15 protein-coding genes and 1 pseudogene are annotated in these 19,927 nt (G+C 61.1%); 10 read left to right on the forward strand and 6 right to left on the reverse strand.

Annotation, left to right across the window (positions count from 1 at the left end):
- Positions 1-187: 187 nt before the first annotated feature.
- The gene (locus RPMA_RS02545; protein ID WP_211911396.1) at positions 188-664 is read right to left on the reverse strand and encodes an Lrp/AsnC family transcriptional regulator; all 477 of its coding nucleotides are present in this window, start codon (positions 662-664) and stop codon (positions 188-190) included.
- Positions 665-815: 151 nt separating this feature from the next.
- Between RPMA_RS02545 and alr the strand changes: the two genes are divergently transcribed.
- From alr to RPMA_RS02560, 3 genes are all read left to right on the forward strand, one after another.
- Positions 816-1,979, forward strand: a complete 1,164-nt coding sequence (gene alr / locus RPMA_RS02550) for an alanine racemase (protein ID WP_249225519.1) — start codon at positions 816-818, stop codon at positions 1,977-1,979.
- Positions 1,976-3,229, forward strand: a complete 1,254-nt coding sequence (locus RPMA_RS02555; protein ID WP_211911397.1) for a D-amino acid dehydrogenase — start codon at positions 1,976-1,978, stop codon at positions 3,227-3,229. The genes alr and RPMA_RS02555 overlap by 4 nt, the downstream gene beginning before the upstream one ends.
- 122 nt (positions 3,230-3,351) lie before the next feature.
- Positions 3,352-4,995: a GMC family oxidoreductase gene (locus RPMA_RS02560; protein ID WP_211911398.1), complete on the forward strand. Its 1,644-nt coding sequence runs from the start codon at positions 3,352-3,354 to the stop codon at positions 4,993-4,995.
- 136 nt (positions 4,996-5,131) lie between these two features.
- Here RPMA_RS02560 and RPMA_RS02565 read toward each other — a convergent pair.
- Both RPMA_RS02565 and RPMA_RS02570 read right to left on the reverse strand, forming a co-directional pair.
- A pseudogene (locus RPMA_RS02565) lies at positions 5,132-7,218 on the reverse strand (molybdopterin oxidoreductase family protein).
- A 73-nt stretch (positions 7,219-7,291) separates the two neighbouring features.
- A complete protein-coding gene (locus RPMA_RS02570) occupies positions 7,292-8,401 on the reverse strand; it encodes an alkene reductase (RefSeq protein ID WP_211911399.1) in 1,110 nt (369 codons plus the stop codon).
- Between the two features lie 201 nt (positions 8,402-8,602).
- Between RPMA_RS02570 and RPMA_RS02575 the strand changes: the two genes are divergently transcribed.
- The 6 genes from RPMA_RS02575 to RPMA_RS02600 all read left to right on the forward strand — a co-directional run bounded on the left by RPMA_RS02575 (position 8,603) and on the right by RPMA_RS02600 (position 15,430).
- A complete protein-coding gene (locus RPMA_RS02575) occupies positions 8,603-10,882 on the forward strand; it encodes an FdhF/YdeP family oxidoreductase (protein WP_305849009.1) in 2,280 nt (759 codons plus the stop codon).
- Between the two features lie 87 nt (positions 10,883-10,969).
- Positions 10,970-12,250 carry an MFS transporter gene (locus RPMA_RS02580; protein WP_211911400.1) on the forward strand — a complete coding sequence of 427 codons (1,281 nt, stop codon included), beginning with the start codon at positions 10,970-10,972 and terminating at the stop codon, positions 12,248-12,250.
- A gap of 115 nt (positions 12,251-12,365) precedes the next feature.
- Positions 12,366-12,566: a hypothetical protein gene (locus RPMA_RS02585; protein ID WP_249225520.1), complete on the forward strand. Its 201-nt coding sequence runs from the start codon at positions 12,366-12,368 to the stop codon at positions 12,564-12,566.
- Between the two features lie 19 nt (positions 12,567-12,585).
- Positions 12,586-13,506, forward strand: coding sequence for a glutathione S-transferase family protein (locus RPMA_RS02590; RefSeq protein WP_211911402.1), 921 nt, complete (start codon positions 12,586-12,588; stop codon positions 13,504-13,506).
- A 98-nt stretch (positions 13,507-13,604) separates the two neighbouring features.
- Positions 13,605-14,063 carry a DUF4126 family protein gene (locus RPMA_RS02595; RefSeq protein ID WP_211911403.1) on the forward strand — a complete coding sequence of 153 codons (459 nt, stop codon included), beginning with the start codon at positions 13,605-13,607 and terminating at the stop codon, positions 14,061-14,063.
- Positions 14,060-15,430, forward strand: coding sequence for an FAD-containing oxidoreductase (locus tag RPMA_RS02600; protein WP_211911404.1), 1,371 nt, complete (start codon positions 14,060-14,062; stop codon positions 15,428-15,430). The genes RPMA_RS02595 and RPMA_RS02600 overlap by 4 nt, the downstream gene beginning before the upstream one ends.
- A 7-nt stretch (positions 15,431-15,437) precedes the next feature.
- Here RPMA_RS02600 and RPMA_RS02605 read toward each other — a convergent pair whose 3' ends face one another.
- The 3 genes from RPMA_RS02605 to RPMA_RS02615 all read right to left on the reverse strand — a co-directional run bounded on the left by RPMA_RS02605 (position 15,438) and on the right by RPMA_RS02615 (position 17,847).
- Positions 15,438-15,614, reverse strand: a complete 177-nt coding sequence (locus RPMA_RS02605; RefSeq protein ID WP_211911405.1) for a hypothetical protein — start codon at positions 15,612-15,614, stop codon at positions 15,438-15,440.
- 226 nt (positions 15,615-15,840) lie between these two features.
- The gene (locus RPMA_RS02610; RefSeq protein WP_211911406.1) at positions 15,841-16,590 is read right to left on the reverse strand and encodes a glucose 1-dehydrogenase; all 750 of its coding nucleotides are present in this window, start codon (positions 16,588-16,590) and stop codon (positions 15,841-15,843) included.
- 192 nt (positions 16,591-16,782) lie between these two features.
- Positions 16,783-17,847: a glycosyltransferase family 4 protein gene (locus tag RPMA_RS02615; protein WP_211911407.1), complete on the reverse strand. Its 1,065-nt coding sequence runs from the start codon at positions 17,845-17,847 to the stop codon at positions 16,783-16,785.
- Between the two features lie 303 nt (positions 17,848-18,150).
- Here RPMA_RS02615 and RPMA_RS02620 point away from each other — a divergent pair, with 303 nt between their 5' ends.
- Entirely contained in the window at positions 18,151-19,917 is a 1,767-nt protein-coding gene (locus tag RPMA_RS02620; RefSeq protein WP_211911408.1) for an ABC transporter ATP-binding protein, read from the forward strand.
- The last annotated feature ends 10 nt before the right edge of the window (positions 19,918-19,927 follow it).

The following is a 19,927-nucleotide window of genomic DNA, read 5'->3' on the forward strand; positions in this document are numbered from 1 at the left end:
AGCGCGGTCGGATGAGGGGCATGGCACGAGGCCAGCCACATGATTGTGCTCTCGGATCGAAGAACGGTGCGATCCGATAGAGTACTTCACGTTGATATCGTGTGCCATGCCCCTCACCCGCCCGGCTACGCTACGCTTCGCCGGACGACCTCTCCCCGTAAAAGAACGGGGAGAGGTTAAGAAGCAGCTACCCCTTCAGCGCTGACAGCGACACGCCGCGTTTCACCACGGTCCGCATCGCAAAGCTCGAATGCAGGCGCGAGACGCCGGGCATGCGCGACAAATGCTGTTTGTGGATGCGCTCGTAATCCTGCATGTCGCGCGCCTGCACATGGACGAGATAGTCGTCATTGCCGGACATCAGATAGCAGGACACCACATCCGGGCACTGCGCGATCGCGCGCTCGAAGGCGGAGAGGGCATCCTCGCTCTGCTTGTCCAGGGTGATGTGGACATGCACCGTCATCATGTAGCCGAGCTCGGATGCATCGATCTCGGCGGCATAGCCGCGGACGATCCCCTTCTTTTCCAGCGCGCCCAGCCGGCGGGTGCAGGCGGTGGGTGACAGGCCGACTTTTTCGGCCAGTGCCATCTGGCTGATACGTGCATCCTGCACCACCTCGCGGAGGATCTTGCGGTCGATGGAATCGAGGTCGGGGGCCATGGTTCCCTCAAAGTGCAGAAATTCACTACTACAGCAAATAAAATCGCCGGAATCCGGCGCTTGAGATCGTATCAGTGGCCACAATCGCCGTAAAGCGCCGCTAACGGGGTGAGATAGTGACTCGTTGGTCCTCGGATGGAGGTTGGCGGTCATGCTGGCGCGGGTGGACATGAATGACGTTGTGCAGCACGCCAGCGCGGTGCTGACCATCGATCTCGCAGGGATCGGACGGAATTATCGCCTGCTCGCCGGCAAGGTCGGGCCGACCGTCACCTGCGCAGGCGTGGTCAAGGCAGACGCTTATGGGCTCGGTGCCGACCGTGTCGCTCCTGCGCTGTATCAGGCCGGTTGCCGCTCCTTCTTTGTCGCCCATCTCGATGAAGCGCTCGATCTGCGCCGACAGCTGCCGCGCGATGTGACGATCTATGTCCTTAACGGTCTGCCGCTCGGCGGCGAGGGCGACTGCGCCGCGGTCGGCATCGTGCCGGTGCTGAATTCGCTCGACCAGGCGCAGGCTTGGTCGCAGCAGGCGCGGGAATCCGGGCGGAAGCTGGCCGCTGTGGTGCAGGTCGATAGCGGCATGTCACGGCTCGGCATGACCGCGCGCGAAGTCACGCAGTTTGTCGAGGCTCCTTTGCCCGGCATCGATGTCACGCTGGTGATGAGCCATCTCGCTTGTGCCGACGAAGCCGCGCATCCTGCCAATGAATATCAGCAGAACACATTTGCCGCGCTGGCGCAGCGGTTTCCAGGGGGCCGCAAATCACTCGCGAATTCCTCCGGCATCTTTATCGGCGGCGGCTTTCACCACGACCTCGTGCGGCCGGGTGCTGCGCTGTACGGCATCAATCCCCTACCGGGTCAGGTCAATCCGATGCTGCCGGTGCTGCGGCTGACAGCACAAGTGGTGCAGGTGCGCGATGTCGAGGCCGGTGCGCATGTCGGCTACGGCTGGACGCTGGAGACGGTCCGGCCGACGCGGCTGGCGACGCTCGCGATCGGTTATGCCGACGGCCTGCAACGCGCTTTCGGCACCAATGGCGCGGTCTATTTCCGCGGCAAACGGCTGCCGGTGGCAGGGCGTGTTTCGATGGATTCGCTGATCGTCGATTGCAGCGAACTCCCGGAGGGCGCGTTGGCACGCGGTTCGCAAGTGGAAATCATCGGCGGCCATCAGACCATCGACGATCTCGCATCGGCAGCTGGCACCATCGGCTATGAGATGCTGACATCGCTCGGTCGCCGTTATGAACGGATTTATGCTGAGGAAATCGACACGCGCTGGCGCGGTCGTGCTGGGATGACTGCACTATGAAGGTTCTCGTTCTCGGCGCCGGTGTGATCGGCGTCACCACGTCCTATTATCTCGCCAAAGCGGGCTTCGAGGTGACGGTGATCGACCGTCAGCCCGGCCCGGCGCTGGAAACCTCGTTCGGCAATGCCGGCGAAGTGTCGCCGGGCTATGCGTCGCCTTGGGCAGGACCAGGCGTGCCGCAAAAGGCGGTCGGCTGGATCATGGACAAGTATGGTCCGCTGGTCGTGCGTCCGCAGGTCGATCCCTATCAGTGGCGCTGGATGCTGCAGATGCTGCGCAATTGCACCAGTGAACGCTACGCGCTCAACAAGTCGCGTATGGTCGGTATCGCCGAATACAGCCGCGATCAGCTCCGCGCGCTGCGCGCCGACACCGGCATCGCCTATGACGAGCGCAGCCAGGGCACGCTGCAGCTGTTCCGCAAGCAGAAGCAGCTCGATGGTGCGGCCAGTGATATCGAGATCCTGAAGCAGTATGGCGTGCCGTATCAGGTACTCGATAAAGCCGGCTGCGTGCAATATGAGCCGGGCCTGGCCGGCGTGCAGGATCTGTTCATCGGCGGGCTTCGCCTGCCCGATGACGAAACCGGCGATTGCCATCTGTTCACGCAGGCGCTGGAGAAGATCGCGGCCGGTCTTGGCGTCAAGTTTGTCTACGAGACGACGATCAAGTCGGTGGATGTCAGCGGTGGCCGCGTTGCGCAGGTGAGGACGGACAAGGGCGTGTTCACGGCCGATCAGTATGTGATGGCGCTCGGCAGTTTCTCGCCGCTGCTGCTACGTCCGCTCGGCATCGATGCACCGGTCTATCCGGTGAAGGGCTATTCGCTCACGGTGCCGATCACCGACGCGACTGTGGCCCCGGAATCGACGGTCATGGATGAGACCTACAAGGTGGCGATCACCCGCCTCGGCGATCGCATCCGCGTCGGCGGTACGGCGGAGGTCGGCAATTACACGCCTGAGCCGACCGCGCCGCGCCGGTTGCCGCTGGACAAGTCGCTGACCGATCTGTTCCCGAAAGCGGGCGATCTCGCGCAATCGACCTTCTGGAGCGGCTTGCGCCCGATGACACCCGATGGTCCGCCCATCGTCGGCCCGACGAAGTTCGGCAACCTCCATCTCAACACTGGCCATGGCACGCTCGGTTGGACCATGGCCTGCGGCACCGCGCGTGTGCTGTCCGACCAGCTCGCCGGCAAGGCGTCGGAGCTGGATGTCAGCGCATTGGCAATTGCCCGATATAGATGAGCTCTAACCTCTCCCCGTTTTTCGCGGGAGAGGGACGCGCATGCCCGCCATGTCGCGTCGCTCCGCCTGTTGCCTTCCCGGTGATTTCCGTTTTCACTTCGCGAAAACCATTCGGGGGAAACATGAGCGATTCAACTGCGTCGGCGCGACGGTCGCCGGCGGATGCCATCGAGGCTGATTACGTCATCGTGGGTGCCGGCTCGGCCGGTTGCGTGCTTGCCAACCGTCTGTCGGCGTCGGGCAAATATTCGGTGCTGCTGCTCGAGGCCGGCCCGCAGGATCGCAATATCTGGATCCATGTCCCGCTCGGCTACGGCAAGCTGTTCAAGGAAAAATCCGTCAACTGGATGTATGAGACCGAGCCCGAGCCCGGCCTGAACGATCGCAAGGTGTTCCAGCCGCGCGGCAAAGTGCTTGGTGGCTCCTCGTCCATCAATGGCCTGCTCTATGTGCGCGGCCAGCACGAGGACTACGATCGTTGGCGTCAGCTCGGCAATGCCGGCTGGGGCTATGACGATGTGCTGCCTTATTTCAAGAAGGCCGAGAACCAGACGCGCGGGCCGGATGATTATCACGGTGTCGGTGGCCCGCTCCCGGTGTCGGATTCGCGCTGCCCGGATCCGCTGTCGGAAGCCTTCATCGCTGCTGCCGCGCAGACCGGCCTACCCGTGAACAACGATTTCAACGGCGCGACGCAGGAAGGCGCCGGCTGGTTTCAGACAACGACAAAGGGCGGTCGCCGCGCCTCCACCGCGCGTGCTTATCTGCGGCCGGCGCTGAAGAACGGCCACGGCAATCTGCGTGTCGAGACCGATGCGCCGGCGCAGCGGCTGGTATTCGAAGGCAAGCGCGCGGTGGGCGTGCAATTCAAGCAACATGGTCAGGTCAAGACCGCGTTCGCGCGCAAGGAAGTGCTGGTGTCGAGCGGCGCTTATAACTCACCGCAATTGCTGCAGCTCTCCGGTGTCGGCCCGGCGGATCTGCTCAGGCAGCACGGCATCGACGTGCTGCTGGATGCACCCGGTGTCGGCGCCGATCTGCAGGATCACATGCAGGTCCGCATGGTGATGGAGTGCCCGCAGAAGATCACGTTGAACGACTTCGTCAACAATCCCGTTCGCAGGATGATGATGGGCCTGCAATACGCAGCTTTCCGCAAGGGGCCGTTGACTTACGCCGCCGGCACCACCGGCGCATTCTTCAAGACCGATCCGCGCATGGCATCGCCCGATATCCAGATCCACTTTCTGCCGTTCTCTACGGACAAGATGGGCGAGAAGCTGCATCCGTTCTCAGGCTATTCGGCCTCGGTGTGCCAGCTCAGGCCGGAAAGCCGTGGCTCGCTCAAGATCAAGAGCGCCGACCCATCGATGCCGCCGGAGATCCGCATCAATTATCTGGCGACGGAAACGGATCGCACCGCGAATGTCGAAGGGCTCAAGATCCTGCGCAACATTCTCAATGCCCCGGCCATGAAGCCGTTCATTACGAGGGAAGTCGAGCCTGGCCCAGGCACGGTCACCGATGAGGATTGGCTGGCCTATTGCCGTAAGCGCGGCAGCACGGTGTATCACCCGACATCGACATGCCGCATGGGCAGCGATGCGCGGGCGGTGGTGGATCAGCGGCTACGCGTGCGCGGGCTCGAAGGCCTGCGGGTGATCGATGCGTCGATCATGCCGGACCTGATGTCGGGCAATACAAATGCGCCGGTGATCATGATCGCGGAAAAAGCATCGGATATGATTTTGGAAGATGCGCGGTAAGGCCTGCCAAATTCTCAATTGTCATCACCCGCGAAAGCGGGTGATCCAGTAGACATTGGCGGGTGTGTTCATCGCCGAGGTCGATGTATACTGGGTCGCCCGGTCAAGCCGGGCGCTGACAGTGAGAGTTTGAGGCTTAAGCCTTCTTCACCCACACCTTGTTGTCGTGGAACGCTGCGCCGCCATAGGGGGCGACGGCTTCGCCGCCCGTCAGCATATTGATGCCGCGGCCGCCGATATGGGATTTGTTGGGATGGATCGATTCCGCGATCAGCACACCGCGGCGCAGGCCGTCGAAAATGCGGGCGGTCAGTGTTGTCTCGCCGCGGTGATTGCCGAGCGTCACTGCATCACCATCGGCAATGTCGAGCTTTGATGCATCGACGGGATGGATCATCACCGTCGGCGCGCCTTCGCGGGCCTGGGATGACGGCGTCTCGTTGAAACTCGTATTCAGGAAGCTGCGCGAGGGCTGGTGGCGAGGCGGAATGGATGCGCCTCGTCGGTTGCCTCGATCACCGCCCAGTGGTCAGGGAAGGACGGCATGGTCTCCCACTGGCCCATCAATCCGGCATTGGCGGTGGGGACTTTCGACCAGTCGGCCTTGAAATGAAATTTGCCATCGGCATGGGCGAAGCCGTCGAGATAGTGCGACGCGCGGAAATCCGGCTGCAGGTCGCGCCAGATGTCCGCCTGGAGTTCTTCAATGCTGCCGCGGCCGCTGGTCTTCAAGGTCTCGTTGATGATCTCGCTCGGTGTCATGGCAAAGCCGCGATGCGTCGCGCCGAGACGCGATGCGAGACCCTGCAGCACCTCATGATTGGAGCGGCACTCTTCCGGCGCATCGATCAGTTTGGCGCCGACAGAAATGTGCTGATGCCCACCGCCGTAATAGAGATCGTCATGTTCCATGAACATGGTCGCGGGGAGAACGAGATCGGCCATCATGGCCGTCTCGGTCATGAACTGCTCATGCACGGCAACGAACAGGTCTTCGCGCGCAAAACCCTGCCGTACCAGTGCCTGTTCGGGCGCGACGGTGACGGGATTGGTGTTCTGGATCAGCATCGCCTTCACAGGCGGACCGTTCTGCAGCGCTTCCGCATCGCCGGTGAGAATGCGCCCGATCTTGGACTGGTCGAGGCGGCGCACCTTGGTATCAATGGCGTCGAGCCCTTCGATGAGCGTCTTGTCGAATTTCCAGATCGCGCCATTGTTGAAGAAAGCACCACCGCCTTGATGCTGCCAGGCGCCGGTGACGGCTGGAATGCAGAGCGCCGCATGCATCTGTGCCGCGCCATTGCGGCTGCGGGTAAAACCGTAACCGAGGCGGAAGAAGCTGCGCGGGGTGTTGCCGATCAGGTGTGCGAAAGCTTCGATCTCGGCCGCCGGCACGCCGCAGATATGTGAGGCCCATTCCGGCGTGCGCGTCGCGAGATGCGCCTCGAGCTCAAGGGAGGCATCGGTGAATTTTGCGAGATATTCCCGATCGGCAAAGCCGTCGCGAAACAGCACATGCATTACGCCGCAAGCAAAGGCGCCATCGGTGCCGGGGCGCAGCAGGATCTTGATATCCGCCTGCTTCATGGTGTCGTTGTCGTAGATATCGATGGCCGCGATCTTGGCGCCGCGCTCTTTTCGCGCTTTCGTCGCGTGGGTCATGACATTGACCTGCGTCGATACGGGATTGGTGCCCCAGATCACGATCAGGTCCGATTTCACCATTTCGCGCGGATCGACGCCCGCGACCTTGCCGGTGCCGGCAGCAAAGCCGGCCCAGGCGATGGTGGAGCAGATGGTGCCGTAGAAGCGCGAATACTTTTTCTCATGCGAGAGCCGGTTGATGCCGTCGCGCATCACCAGACCCATGGTTCCGGCATAGTAATAGGGCCAGACGGATTGCGCGCCGAAGTCGCGCTCGGCTTCGTTGAACTTCAAGGCGAGTTCATCGAGTGCTTCGTCCCATGAGATGCGCGTGAATTGCCCGGAGCCTTTCGGCCCGCTGCGACGCATCGGATACATCAGCCGTTCGGGATGATGGATGCGCTCGGCATAGCGCGCGACTTTCGCGCAGACGACGCCGGCGGTGTAGGTCTGCTGCTTGGAACCGCGCACCCGGCCGATCGACTGGCCGTCGATCACCTCGATATCCAGCCCGCAGGCGGACGGGCAGTCATGCGGGCAGGTGGAATGCTTGATGGCGATCTTGGACTGAACGTTCATGCCGGAAAACTAACACAGGACCACAGCGGGGAAGCCGTGATCCTGCGTATGTCGCGGAAATGGCGTGCTAAAATTAGCCGGCCTGATGGAACGGGTAGTCCGTGTAGCCCTTCTCCTCGCCGCCATAGAAGGTGGCGCGGTTATAGGGGGTAAATGGTACCTTCAGCTTGATCCGTTCCGGCAGGTCCGGATTGGCGATGAAAGGGCGCCCGAAGGCGATGACGTCCACATTGCCCGATGCGACGGCTTCCTCGGCAGCCGTGCCATCGAAGCCGCCTGCTGTGACCAGCACGCCCTTCCAGAGCGGGCGGAAAAGCTCATAGGCCTTCGGTACATTCTCGTGGAACACCTCGGCGCGGCCCACACCGCTGGTACGCGGTTCGACCAGATGGAGATAAGCGAGGCCGAGCTTGTCGAGTTCGAGCACCACATAACTGTAAAGCGGCATCGGATCGGCTTCGCCGGAGTCGTTGGATACGCCATAGGGCGAAATGCGCACGGCAACACGATCGGCGCTCCACGCATCGGCGACAGCCTTCGTCACCTCAAGCAGTAGTCGCGCGCGGTTCTCGATCGAGCCGCCATATTGATCGGTACGTTGATTGCTGCGGGTCTGCAGGAACTGTTCGAGCAGATAGCCATTGGCGCCATGTACCTCGACGCCGTCGAAACCGGCTTCGCGCGCATTCCGCGTCGCCTGCCGATAGGCTTCGATGATTCCCGGGATTTCACCGGTCTCCAGCGCGCGCGGCGTTTCGTAAGGCACGGTTTCGCCAGAAGGCGTGCGCGTGGTGGCGTTGATCGCGATGGCGGATGCGGACACTGGCAGCTTTCCGCCAGGCTGTAGTGAGGAATGTGAAGCGCGGCCGACGTGCCACAGCTGCAAGAAGATGATGCCGCCTTTGGCATGCACGGCATCGACCACTTCTTTCCAGCGTGCGACCTGCTCTTTCGAATAGATGCCTGGCGTATTCGGGCTGCCTTGTCCTTCTGGCATCACCTGCGAAGCTTCAGCGATGATGAGCCCGCCTTCGCTCGCGCGCTGCGCATAATACTCGACATTGAGTTTGCGCGCGGCGAGCGTTTCCTTCTCGGCGCGCATGCGCGTCAGCGGTGCCATGGCGACACGGTGGCTCAGCGTGAAAGGGCCAACCTGCAGCGGTGTAAACAGCGAAGAGGACATCCGAACTCCATTCAAATAACCAATCGGGCGATAGGCGCGAAGATTATGTTTCGACAAGCGCATCGTCCAATACGCAAGCACCGTCGGTCAATCAAAGTTGTAAAGACTCTAGTCGCTGCAGTGCAGCGATGATGCTACGAGGCGGAATGTTTTGGCCGTATGGGCCGCGAATTGACGAGGACTGTGGTTACGATGACGGAGCTGGTGAAGAAAAAGGTCGAGGGCGTCGGCGAGTATCACAGCGCAGCTGGTGGCTGGGGTGCTTTGCGTGCGGTGGCGGATGCGGTGCGTAGTCAGCTCGCGGTGGTCGATGAGACACGTGGCCTGCTCACCATGAATCAGCCGGCGGGCTTCGATTGCCCCGGTTGCGCCTGGCCGGATCCGAAGCACACATCATCTTTTGAGTTCTGTGAGAACGGCGCGAAAGCCGTGTCATGGGAAGCCACAGCCAAGCGCACGACGCCGGAGTTCTTCGCCGAACACACCGTGAGCGAGCTGTGGAAATGGCACGATCACGATCTGGAAAATCACGGCCGTCTGACGCATCCGGTTGCTTACGATGCCGCCAGCGACAAGTTCCTCCCGATCGCGTGGGAGGACGCGATGGCGCGGATCGGCGCCGGCCTGCGCGCATTGCCGGATCCGAACATGGCAGAGTTCTACACGTCGGGCCGATGCTCCAACGAAGCGGCGTTCCTCTATCAGTTGTTCGTGCGCGAATACGGCACCAATAATTTCCCCGATTGCTCCAATATGTGCCACGAGGCCACCAGCGTCGGCCTGCCGAAGTCCATCGGTATCGGCAAGGGCACGGTGACGCTGGAAGACTTCGACCATGCCGATGCGATCTTCTGCATCGGGCACAATCCCGGCACCAATCATCCGCGCATGCTCAACACATTGCGTGCCTGCTCGAAGCGAGGCGCCGCCATCGTGTCCATCAATCCGCTGCGCGAGCGCGGGCTCGAGCGCTTTATCTCGCCGCAGCATCCGTCGGAAATGCTGACCGGCAACGCGACGCAGCTGTCCTCGGTCTATTACCAGATCAAGGTCGGCGGCGATCTCGCAGTGTTGAAGGGCATGATGAAGGCCGTGGTGGCGCTCGACGTCGAAAGCCGCGCGGCCGGTGGGCCGGATGTGCTCGATCGCGCCTTCATCGCCGAACATACCGAGGGGATCGACGACCTGCTGGCCGACCTTCAAGCCACATCATGGGAGACCATCGAGGCATCGGCGGGTATCACGCGCGCGGAGATCGAGCATCTCGGTCGCATCTATGCCAATGCCAAGAGTGTCATCATCAATTACGGCATGGGCATCACCCAGCATCGCCACGGCGTGGCGAATGTGCAGCACATCGCCAATCTGCTGCTGCTGCGCGGCAATTTCGGCCGTCCAGGCGCCGGTATCTCTCCGCTACGCGGACATTCCAACGTGCAGGGCGATCGCACCGTCGGAATCACCGAATTGCCCAATGATGCGCTGCTCGACGGCATCAAGCGCGTGTTCGGCTTCGATCCGCCGCGTGCGCATGGGCATGACGCCGTCGCCGCGGTCAAAGCCATTCGCGACGGGCGCTCCAAGGCGCTGATTGCGCTCGGTGGCAATCTTGCGGTGGCGATGCCCGATCCAGAAGTGACGTATCCAGCGATGCGCAGCCTCGATCTGGTTGTGCACATCGCTACCAAGCTCAATCGTTCACATCTGCTGCTCGCGAAAGAGTCGATCATCCTGCCTTGCCTTGGTCGTACCGAGATCGACATGCAGGCCAGCGGCAAGCAGCTCGTTACCGTCGAGGATTCGATGTCGATGGTGCACGGCTCGCGCGGCGGCCTAAAGCCGGCGTCGGAGCATCTGAAGTCGGAAGCGATGATCGTCGCCGACATGGCAGTGGCGACGCTGCCGAACACCGTTGTGAAGTGGCACGATCTGGTCGCCGACTATAACAAGATCCGCGATGCCATCGAAGGCGTGTTCCCAGCCTTCAAGGACTATAATGAGCGGATCAAGAAGCCGGGCGGCTTCCGCCTGCGCAATGCTGCGTCGGAACGCGAATGGCTGACGACGAGCGGGAAAGCGCAGTTCCTGGTTTTTCCGGGCGTTTATGAGGATGGCTTGGACAAGCATGCGCTGACACTGACGACCTTACGCAGCCATGATCAGTACAACACCACGATCTACGGCATGGACGATCGCTATCGTGGCATCACCGGCCGGCGCGATATCGTCTTCGTCAATCCGGAGGATCTCGCTAGCCGCGGTCTTTCCCATGGCGATGTGATCGATGTCGTGCTGGATGGAAAGAGCGGGGTGCAGAGAGCGATGCGCGGTTTCACGGCGGTGGAATATGACATCCCGAAGGGCTCGGTTGCGGCTTATTATCCCGAGGCCAATGTGCTGGTCGCGCTTGAAGAACATGATGCGCGGTCGGGGACGCCCGCTTACAAATCTGTGCCGGTGAAAATCAGCGCTGCGGCTTAAGCTGCAGCGCAACATAACCGATGCATGACCGCCACTGCTTAAGTGGCGGTTGCCGCCTGCGACATTTTTGCGTAGGCGAGCAGCATCATGACGTCTGTTGAAACTTCCCTGCCCACCAAGCCCGAACCCATCGAGACGCCGGTTGGCGCCGCGCTGATCGCGGCGCTGCTAATCCTCACCTGCGGCCATGTGCTTTCGAACATGCTGCGCACGACGCCCGCGCTGGCCATCGACGTGATGGCCCCCGATCTCGGTGTCACGCCGCAGACGCTGGCGGCGCTGACCTCGACCTATCATTTCTTCTTCGCGATGCTGCAGATCCCGATCGGCGTCGCGCTGGATCGTTACAGCATCCGCTCGGTGTCCCTGGTGCTTTTCGCCGGTACGGTCGTTGGGGCAGCGATCGCCGCGTTCTCGACCGGGCCGGTGTCCTTTTTCGTGTCGCAGGCGACCATCGGCATGGCGACATCCGGCATGTTGATGTGCCCGATGACTCTCGCTGCGAAACGTCTGTCTCCCGCGCAATTCGGCATGTGGTCAGGCATTATTCTATCGTTCGGCAATTCCGGCCTGCTGCTGTCGGCAAGCCCGCTGGCTTTCATCGTGGAAAGCTTCGGTTGGCGTGCTGGCTACTGGACCGCGGCCGCGGCCGCGGTGGTGGTTGCCGCATTGGTCGCGATCATCGTGCCGGTCGCGCGTCCTGAAGGTCAGCAGCGAGCGCTGGGTGCCGAGATGGTCTCGGTATTCCATCTCGGCGTATCGCGTGCGCTGCGCGGCATCGTCATTCTGGCCTTTGTATCTCTTGCCATGCAGCTCGTGCTGCGTGGCCTCTGGGCCGGCCCATGGCTGATGACCGTCAAGGGTCTCTCGCGAATCGAAGCAGGCCACGTGCTGCTGCTGTTCACCCTTGCACTTGTTGTTTCGCCGGCGGTGGCCGGTATTCTTGACCGCAGGCTGGCGCATCGCCGCGTCGTGCTGCTCACGCTTCACCTCGTCGCTGCTGTGCTGCTGCTGGCCATGGCGCTTGGCGCACCTGGCTACCCGCTGGCGGTGCTACTCGGTGTTCCGCTGCTGCCTGTTGCCGTCGACAGCGCCTTGCTGGTGACATTCGGCTTTCTCGTCTCCATGCAGCCGCTGATCTATGCGATGGTTCGTCAAGCGGTGGCGCCAGAAAATATCGGCAAGGCGTTGTCCGCATCCAATCTGGCATTCTTCCTGGGCACCGCGGTGATGCAATCGATCACCAGCCCCGTTGCAGCCTATTGGGGATTGCCGGCTGTGTTGATCGTGATGGCGGTGTGTCTGGTGGTCGGCAGCTTGATCTTTTTTGCACTGACTCGCCCCTCGGTGGTACGCGCAAAAGTGTGATGGCGGCCCACCGCGGTCGCCTTCAAGTTGCTGGCGCGACGCATCGGCTTGTGATCAGATGTGGTGTGACGCGGCGATGACGTCGCGAACAGTAGATTTGCAGGAGGAGGATAACTTGCCTTTCTTCGTCAAAGGGACTGACACGTCCGGCACCGTTTCACTGCGCCGCGACAACGCTGCGGGCGCCGTCAAGAAGGCCAAGGAGCTGCTTGAAGATGGCAGCTGGGACATCCAGATAACGAATCCCGAAGGCCACGTGTACCCACTTGCCGAATTCGAGGCGATTCAGGATGCGCCATCGGCGACCAAGCACTGACTGACGGAACGTCTCGCGAGTGGCTGCGCCGGATCTCATTCTTCATCACTATCCGCGTTCGCCATTCGCAGAGAAAATCCGGGTCGCATTTGGCTTGAAGGGGCTGCGCTGGTGCTCGGTGGAGCAGCCGCGTATCGCCCCGAAGCCCCAGCTCGTGCCGCTGACAGGCGGTTACCGGCGCATTCCCGTGCTTCAGATCGGTGCCGATATCTATTGCGATACGCGGCTTATTCTCGCCGAGCTCGAACGCCGCTTTCCTGATCCCTCATTTTATCCGCCAGGCACGCGCGGTGCCGCCGACATGATCGCCGGCTGGGCAGATCAGGCCTTGTTTGCAACGGCGCTTGGCCTCGTTTTCGGCATCAATGGTGACCGATTTCCCGCGGAGCTGCATGCCGATCGCGCCAGCTTTACGGCGGGGAAATTCGATGGCTGGAATAGCGAGAAGATGCGTCCACACGTGCCGTCGTTGCGGAGCGAGCTCTCCCATCATCTGCGCTGGATCGACGCGAGTCTCATGGAAGCTGGACCTTTCATCCTGGGCTCAATGCCGTCACTTGCCGATGTCGCCGTCTATCACTCGCTCTGGTATCTGCGCGGGAATCTCGGAGAAGCAGAGGGGCTAACCCGGCATCCGCGCGTGCTAGACTGGATGAATCGTATCGCAGCCATCGGCCACGGCCAGGGCGTCGCCATGTCCACTGAAGCTGCACTTTCGACGGCGCGTGACGCCGAGCCCGTTGAGATCAATGATGGTGGTTCGGAGTGGTCGCCCGGTACACCGCTCGCGGTCACGCCCACGGATTGGGGCTTCGACACGGTCACAGGCCTCTGCGCCATAGCCGACCCCTTGAGAGTCGCTTTGCGCAGGGATGATCCGCAAACGGGAAGGACAGTGGTCCATTTCCCACGGATTGGCTTTGCCGTTGCGCCACTTTGATTTCGAAGCACCCGCTACCTTTTGGTTGTCGCGTTAAAATTGTACGGATAGTCTACTAAGTTGACGGGCGCGCTCCGGGCCCGCTTAGGGGGCTGGCGATGATCTATGTGTGTGGGTTGTTGTTAGGGGCGATCACCGGTTTGCGGGCAATGACCGGAGCCGCGGCAGCCAGCTGGGCTGCCTATCTCGGCATCGCCAAGGTCTCTGGCACTTGGCTCGCTTTTCTTGGCTCGTCGTGGGCCGTCGCAATATTCTCCATTCTCGCGATTGTTGAACTTGTCACCGATCAACTGCCATCGACGCCGAGCCGCAAGGTGCCTGTGCAGTTCGGCACCCGTATCGCAATCGGCATCATTGCGGGGATCGCGGTGGCGAGTCCTGCCAACTGGCTGCTGGGGGCGATTGCAGGCGGCATCGGTGCGGTGATCGGTACGCTCGGCGGCGCCCATCTGCGCGGGCGGCTCGCCGCCAGCTTTGGAAAGGATGCCCCTGCGGCTTTCATCGAAGACGCTGTGGCGATCATCGGTGCCATTCTCATCGTGCTGGCGTTGAAATGACCCGCGCCTTTGATGCCATCATCATCGGTGCCGGTCAGGCTGGTCCGTCGCTCGCCGGCCGTCTCGCCGCGGCCGGGCAGCAGGTCGCCATTGTCGAACGTCATTTGTTCGGCGGCACTTGCGTCAATACCGGCTGCAAACCGACCAAGACGCTGGTGGCCAGTGCCTATGCCGCGCATCTCGCAAGACGTGGCGCCGAATATGGCGTGATGATTGATGCGCCCGTGCGGATCGACATGGCGAAAGTGAGGGCGCGCGCCGACAAGGTCATCATGGACTCACGCAACGGCGTCGAAGGCTGGTTGCGCAACATGACGAACTGCACGGTGTTTGATGGCCATGCGCGCTTCGAATCGGCCAACACGGTGCGTGTCGGCGACGAGTTGCTCACGGCATCGAAAATCTTCATCAATGTGGGTGGACGTCCGGTGATCCCGGATTTTCCGGGCGTTGATGAGGTGCCGTATCTCACGAATAGCGGCATGTTGAAGCTCGATCGCGTGCCGAAGCATCTGGTGGTGGTCGGTGGCAGCTATATCGGCCTTGAATTCGCGCAGATGTTTCGCCGTTTCGGCGCCGAAGTGACCGTGGTCGAAAAAGGACTGCGCCTGGTGTCGCGCGAGGATCCCGATATTTCCGACATGATCCGTGAGATACTGGAGTCTGAAGGCATTCATATTCGCACCAGCGCCGAATGCATCACGTTCAAGTCGCATCCGGATGGCGTCAGTGTCGGTGTCGATTGCACCGAAGGCGCGCCGGAGATCGTTGGCAGCGATGTATTGCTGGCCGTCGGGCGACGGCCCAATACGGACGATCTCGGGCTCGATACAGCCGGTGTTGCGGTGGACGCGCGCGGCTACATTCAGGTCGATGACGGCCTGGCCAGCAGCGTGCCGGGTATCTTTGCCATGGGCGATTGCAATGGCCGCGGCGCTTTCACGCATACGGCTTACAATGACTTCGAGATCATTGCGGCCAATTTGCTTGGCGGTGCCGCTCGCAAGGTCAGCGATCGCATTCCCGGCTACGCGCTGTTCATCGATCCGCCGCTAGGGCGGGTCGGGATGACGGTGACGCAGGCAAAGGCCACGGGGCGAAAATTGCTGATCGGCGAACGGCCGATGACACATGTCGGCCGTGCTGTCGAAAAAGGCGAGATCTTCGGGAAGATGCAGGTCGTCGTGGATGCAGAAACCAGGAAGATCCTTGGCGCTGCGATTCTCGGCACGGGCGGTGACGAGGCAATTCACGGCATTCTCGACATCATGAATGTCGATGCCGATTACACGGAGCTGCAATGGGCGGTGCCGGTGCATCCGACCGTCTCGGAGCTCATTCCGACACTGCTCAACGAGATGAAATAAAGTTTGCTCAGACGAACTTGAATTTCAGCACAGTCATCAGCGTGGCCAGCGTCGTGCCACAGGCCGCTGTGACGACGATCATATTGATCAGGCTGTGGGTGGCGACACGCGCGACCGCGAAAGCGGGATGCGCCGTCTCAGTCGCGGCCTTCTTGCGCGACGCCGTCTTCTTCTTGGCTGCCATGATGATCCCCAAAAGAGCGGGGCCAGGCCGTTGACCGGCCTGACCCTGACGCCTTCCCTGCCGAGGTTTGTCCCTCGATCATGCAGGGACCATCGCATGAATGGCAGCTGAATTGCTTAAAGCGAATGGTGAATCGAATCTGACCGGATTCGATGGTTTATGAATTTCCCGATTTCTGGAACATGATCTGATCCGAAAACCGGTTCCGACTTTTCGGGATCCTGCTCTAGATCGTTCGGCCGCCGTCCACGGGCAGGATAACGCCGGTCAGGAATTCCGACTCTTCGCCAGCGAGATAGACGCAGGCATTGGCGATATCCGACGGGCGCGACATGCGGCCGAGCGGGATCGTCGATACGAATTTGGCGCGATTTTCCGGCGTGTCGGGCACGCCCATGAACGATTCCAGCAGCGCCGTTTCGCCGATCACCGGCGCGATGCAATTGACGCGGATGCCGTCGGGCGCAAGTTCGACCGCCATGGATTTGGACATCAGGTTCACCGCGCCCTTGGTCGCGTTGTACCAGGTGAGGCCGGGGCGGGGGCGTACACCGGCGGTGGAGCCGATATTGATAATGCGGCCGCTCTTCTGCTTCTTCATGACGGGAACGCAGGCATTGGTCATCAGGAAGATCGACTTCACATTGATGTCGAACGCTTTGTCGAACTCTTCCTCGGCGACCTCAAGCAACGGCTTGTTCCGGAAGGTCCAGCCGGCATTGTTGACGACGACATCGAGCTTGCCGAATTTCTCCACGGCAAGCTTCACCGCGCCATCGACATCCGCCTTGCTGGTGACGCTGCCGCCATAGGCAAGCGCACTTGCGCCGATCTCGCTCGCCACCTTCTTTGCGCCCTCAGCGTTGAGATCGAGAATGACGACCTTGGCACCTTCGCGGGCATAGGCGCGCGCGATCTCGGCGCCGAAGCCGGAGGCGCCGCCGGTGACGATGGTGGAAAGGCCCTGAAGTCTCATGTCGTTTCTCCCAATATTGCGCTTTGGATGAGCGCATACGGGGAGGACGTTAGAATTTCCTGTTCCAATTGGAAAGCTACCACGACGCGAACGTCAGAGAACTGTATGGAAAGCACTGGCCAATGGGCCCCGATACGAAAAGAGCGGCCCATGGGGACCGCTCTTTTGCATGAGTGAAAGACAACGCTGTCGCTACTCTGCGCTGCTGACCAGCCGGAGCCGGGTCTTTTGCTCCATCTGGCTCTGATAGGCGTCTACATAGTCTTGCGCCATGCGGCGCGCCGTGAAACGCGTTTCGAACTGTTGACGGATCGCTTTGCGGTCCATGTCCGGCAGGCGTCCAACGGCGTTGACCGCGCTGGTCTCGTCTTCGACGATGAAGCCGGTGAGGCCCTGATCGATGATCTCCGGGACCGAGCCACGATTATAGGCGATGACGGGCGTGCCGCAGGCCATCGATTCGATCATCACGAGGCCAAATGGTTCCGGCCAGTCGATCGGCAGCAGCAGTCCGAATGCACCGCTGAGGAATTGCGGCTTCTCATGATCGCCGATCTCGCCGATGAATTCGACCAGCGGATGGTCCATCAGCGGCTTGACGACTGCTTCGTAATACTCCTCGTCGGCACGATCGACCTTGGCGGCAATCTTCAGCGGGATGCCGGCGCGGATCGCGATCTTGATGGCGCGATCGACGCCTTTCTCCGGCGCAATTCGACCGAGCACGGCCAGATAGCTCTGCTTCATGTCCTGTGGCGTCAGAAGCTTTTCTGGCAGCCCGTGATAAATCGTCTTGATGAAATTAGCCTGCGGAACCGGACGACGTTGCGCGTCCGAGATCGAGATCACAGGAGCCTTGGAGAAGGTCGTGAAGGTCGGTTGATGTTCCGGCAGATCGAGGCGTCCGTGCAGTGTCGTCACGAACGGCGTCGGCTGCCGGGAGAAGAGCGAGAACGGATAATAGTCGAGATGGAAGTGGAGGATGTCGAACTCGTCATCGTCACATTTCTGACGAACGCGCTCAAGCATTTCCATATGTAGTGCGTTTGGATCGCGAACCGACCCATCAAGACGCAATGCCTTGGGCCAACCGGCGTCGAGTTTTCCAGCAGTGCGCGAATCGCCGCTGGCAAAAAGAGTCACATCGTGCCCTTGCGCGACGAGCTCTTCGGTCAACCAGTGGACGACACGTTCAGTGCCGCCATAGAGCTTCGGCGGGACGGCTTCGGTGAGTGGAGCCACTTGCGCGATGCGCATTTACATATCTCCCATGTTGGAAGTGATGAACTGATATCGTTCGGCATTTCAGGCGCAGGCTTTGCTAGGCAGGGGAACGTTCTCGCATCTGCGAAGTTCCGTACTCATCTGCGTGTTTCATCCACAGTGTCGTCTTGGTGCTGCCATCACACTCTTTCAGGTTCTTGGAACCAGTGATGCAGGTCGATTGTTGCGCCGAGAAGGCAAGAGCGTGGGGAAATCGCGATTGCATCGCTTTCGTTCGCGGGCGGAAACGCTGTCCGTAGAGAATCGTGTTTCTGTTCAAGGGGTTTAGTGATTCAAATGGACAGCCTCTCCGGATATGCCCGCCGCCCGTTCGCCTTCGTGATGCGCTACATCAGGCGACGATCGCCATCTCATCTCGTCATTTTGTCTGCCGTTCTGGCCGCCGTTGCATGTTCCGTGGGCACGCAATACGGGATCAAGCATCTGGTCGATGGACTGTCAGCCGGCCCGTCGAATGCTGGCAGCGTGATCTGGTGGGCGTTTGGCGGGCTGATCTTTCTTATCACCGCCGATATGTTCCTCTGGCGCGTCGCCAGTTGGGTCGCGAGCTACACATTCGTCAGCGTTACCGGCGATCTGCGTCGCGACATCTTTCGCCATCTCACCGGCCATGCGCCGAGCTACTTCACCGATCGTCTGCCGGGCATGCTGACCAGCCGCATCACGGCCACGTCCAATGCGGTCTTTACTATCGAGAACATGTTCATCTGGAACGTGCTGCCGCCGATCGTCGCGACATTTGCCGCCATTCTGCTGATCGGGACGGTGAGCCTGCCGATGGCGGCTGGTCTGCTTGTTGTGGCGGGCGCTGTGGTCGTGCTGATGTTCAAGATGGCGGCGGCAGGCAAGGGACTGCACAACGATTTCGCCGACAAGGCTGCAGCCGTCGATGGCGAGATGGTCGATGTCATCAACAATCTTCCATTGGTGCGCGCCTTTTGCGGCCTCAGCTTCGAGCATGATCGTTTCGACGACACCGTCGATCGCGAATTGCATGCGCGCGGCCGCAGCCTGCGTTATCTGGAACGGCTGCGCCTCACCCATGCGGCTATCACCGTCGTCTTGACCATCGGACTGCTCGGCTGGGCCATCATGCTCTGGCAGCGTGGTGGCGCGTCTACGGGTGATGTCGTGTTGATCTGTACGCTCGGCCTGTCAATCCTTCATGCTACGCGTGATCTCGCTGTCGCGCTCGTGGATGTCACGCAGCATATCGCCCGCCTGTCCGAAGCGCTCGCAACGCTGCTGGTGCCGCATGAGCTGCGCGATCACCCGGAGGCAGAGCCGCTGATCAAGAGCGGCGCCGCCATTGCCTTCGATGACATCTCCTTTGCCTATCCCGGCGGCCAGAAGGTGTTCGAAAACTTCACGCTGCGCCTCAATGCAGGCCAGCGGGTTGGCCTCGTGGGCCAGTCCGGCGGCGGCAAGTCGAGCCTTTTCGTGCTGCTGCAACGCTTCTACGACGTTCAGAACGGCAGTATCTCGGTCGATGGACAGGATATTTCGCGCGTCACGCAGCACAGTCTGCGACATGCGATATCAGTCGTTCCGCAGGATATCTCGCTGTTCCATCGTTCCATCATGGAAAACATCCGATATGGGCGGCCGAACGCCAGCGATGAGGATGTCATGAAGGCGGCCGTTGCGGCCCGTTGTGATTTCATCGAGCAATTGCCGGAAGGCCTCGACACCATGGTCGGCGACCGCGGCGTCAAGCTGTCCGGCGGCCAGCGCCAGCGCATCGCAATCGCGCGCGCCTTCCTCAAGGATGCGCCGATTCTTCTGTTGGATGAGGCAACCGCCGCCCTCGACAGCGAGTCGGAAGAAGCGATCCGTGAAGCGCTCGCGCGCCTGATGCGCGGACGCACCGTGATTGCGATTGCGCACCGTCTCGCCACGCTGCGCAATTTCGACCGCGTGGTCGTGCTCCGCAGCGGCAAGATCATCGAGGACGGCAAGCCCGACATCCTGATGCAGGGTCAGGGGCCATATCGGCAGCTGGTGACCCAGGAAATGAGCCGCCTCGCCGCCCACGCCGCGTGACGTCTGAGCT

Origin of the sequence: Tardiphaga alba, from assembly GCF_018279705.1 — a bacterium.
Classification (GTDB): Bacteria; Pseudomonadota; Alphaproteobacteria; order Rhizobiales; family Xanthobacteraceae; genus Tardiphaga; species Tardiphaga alba.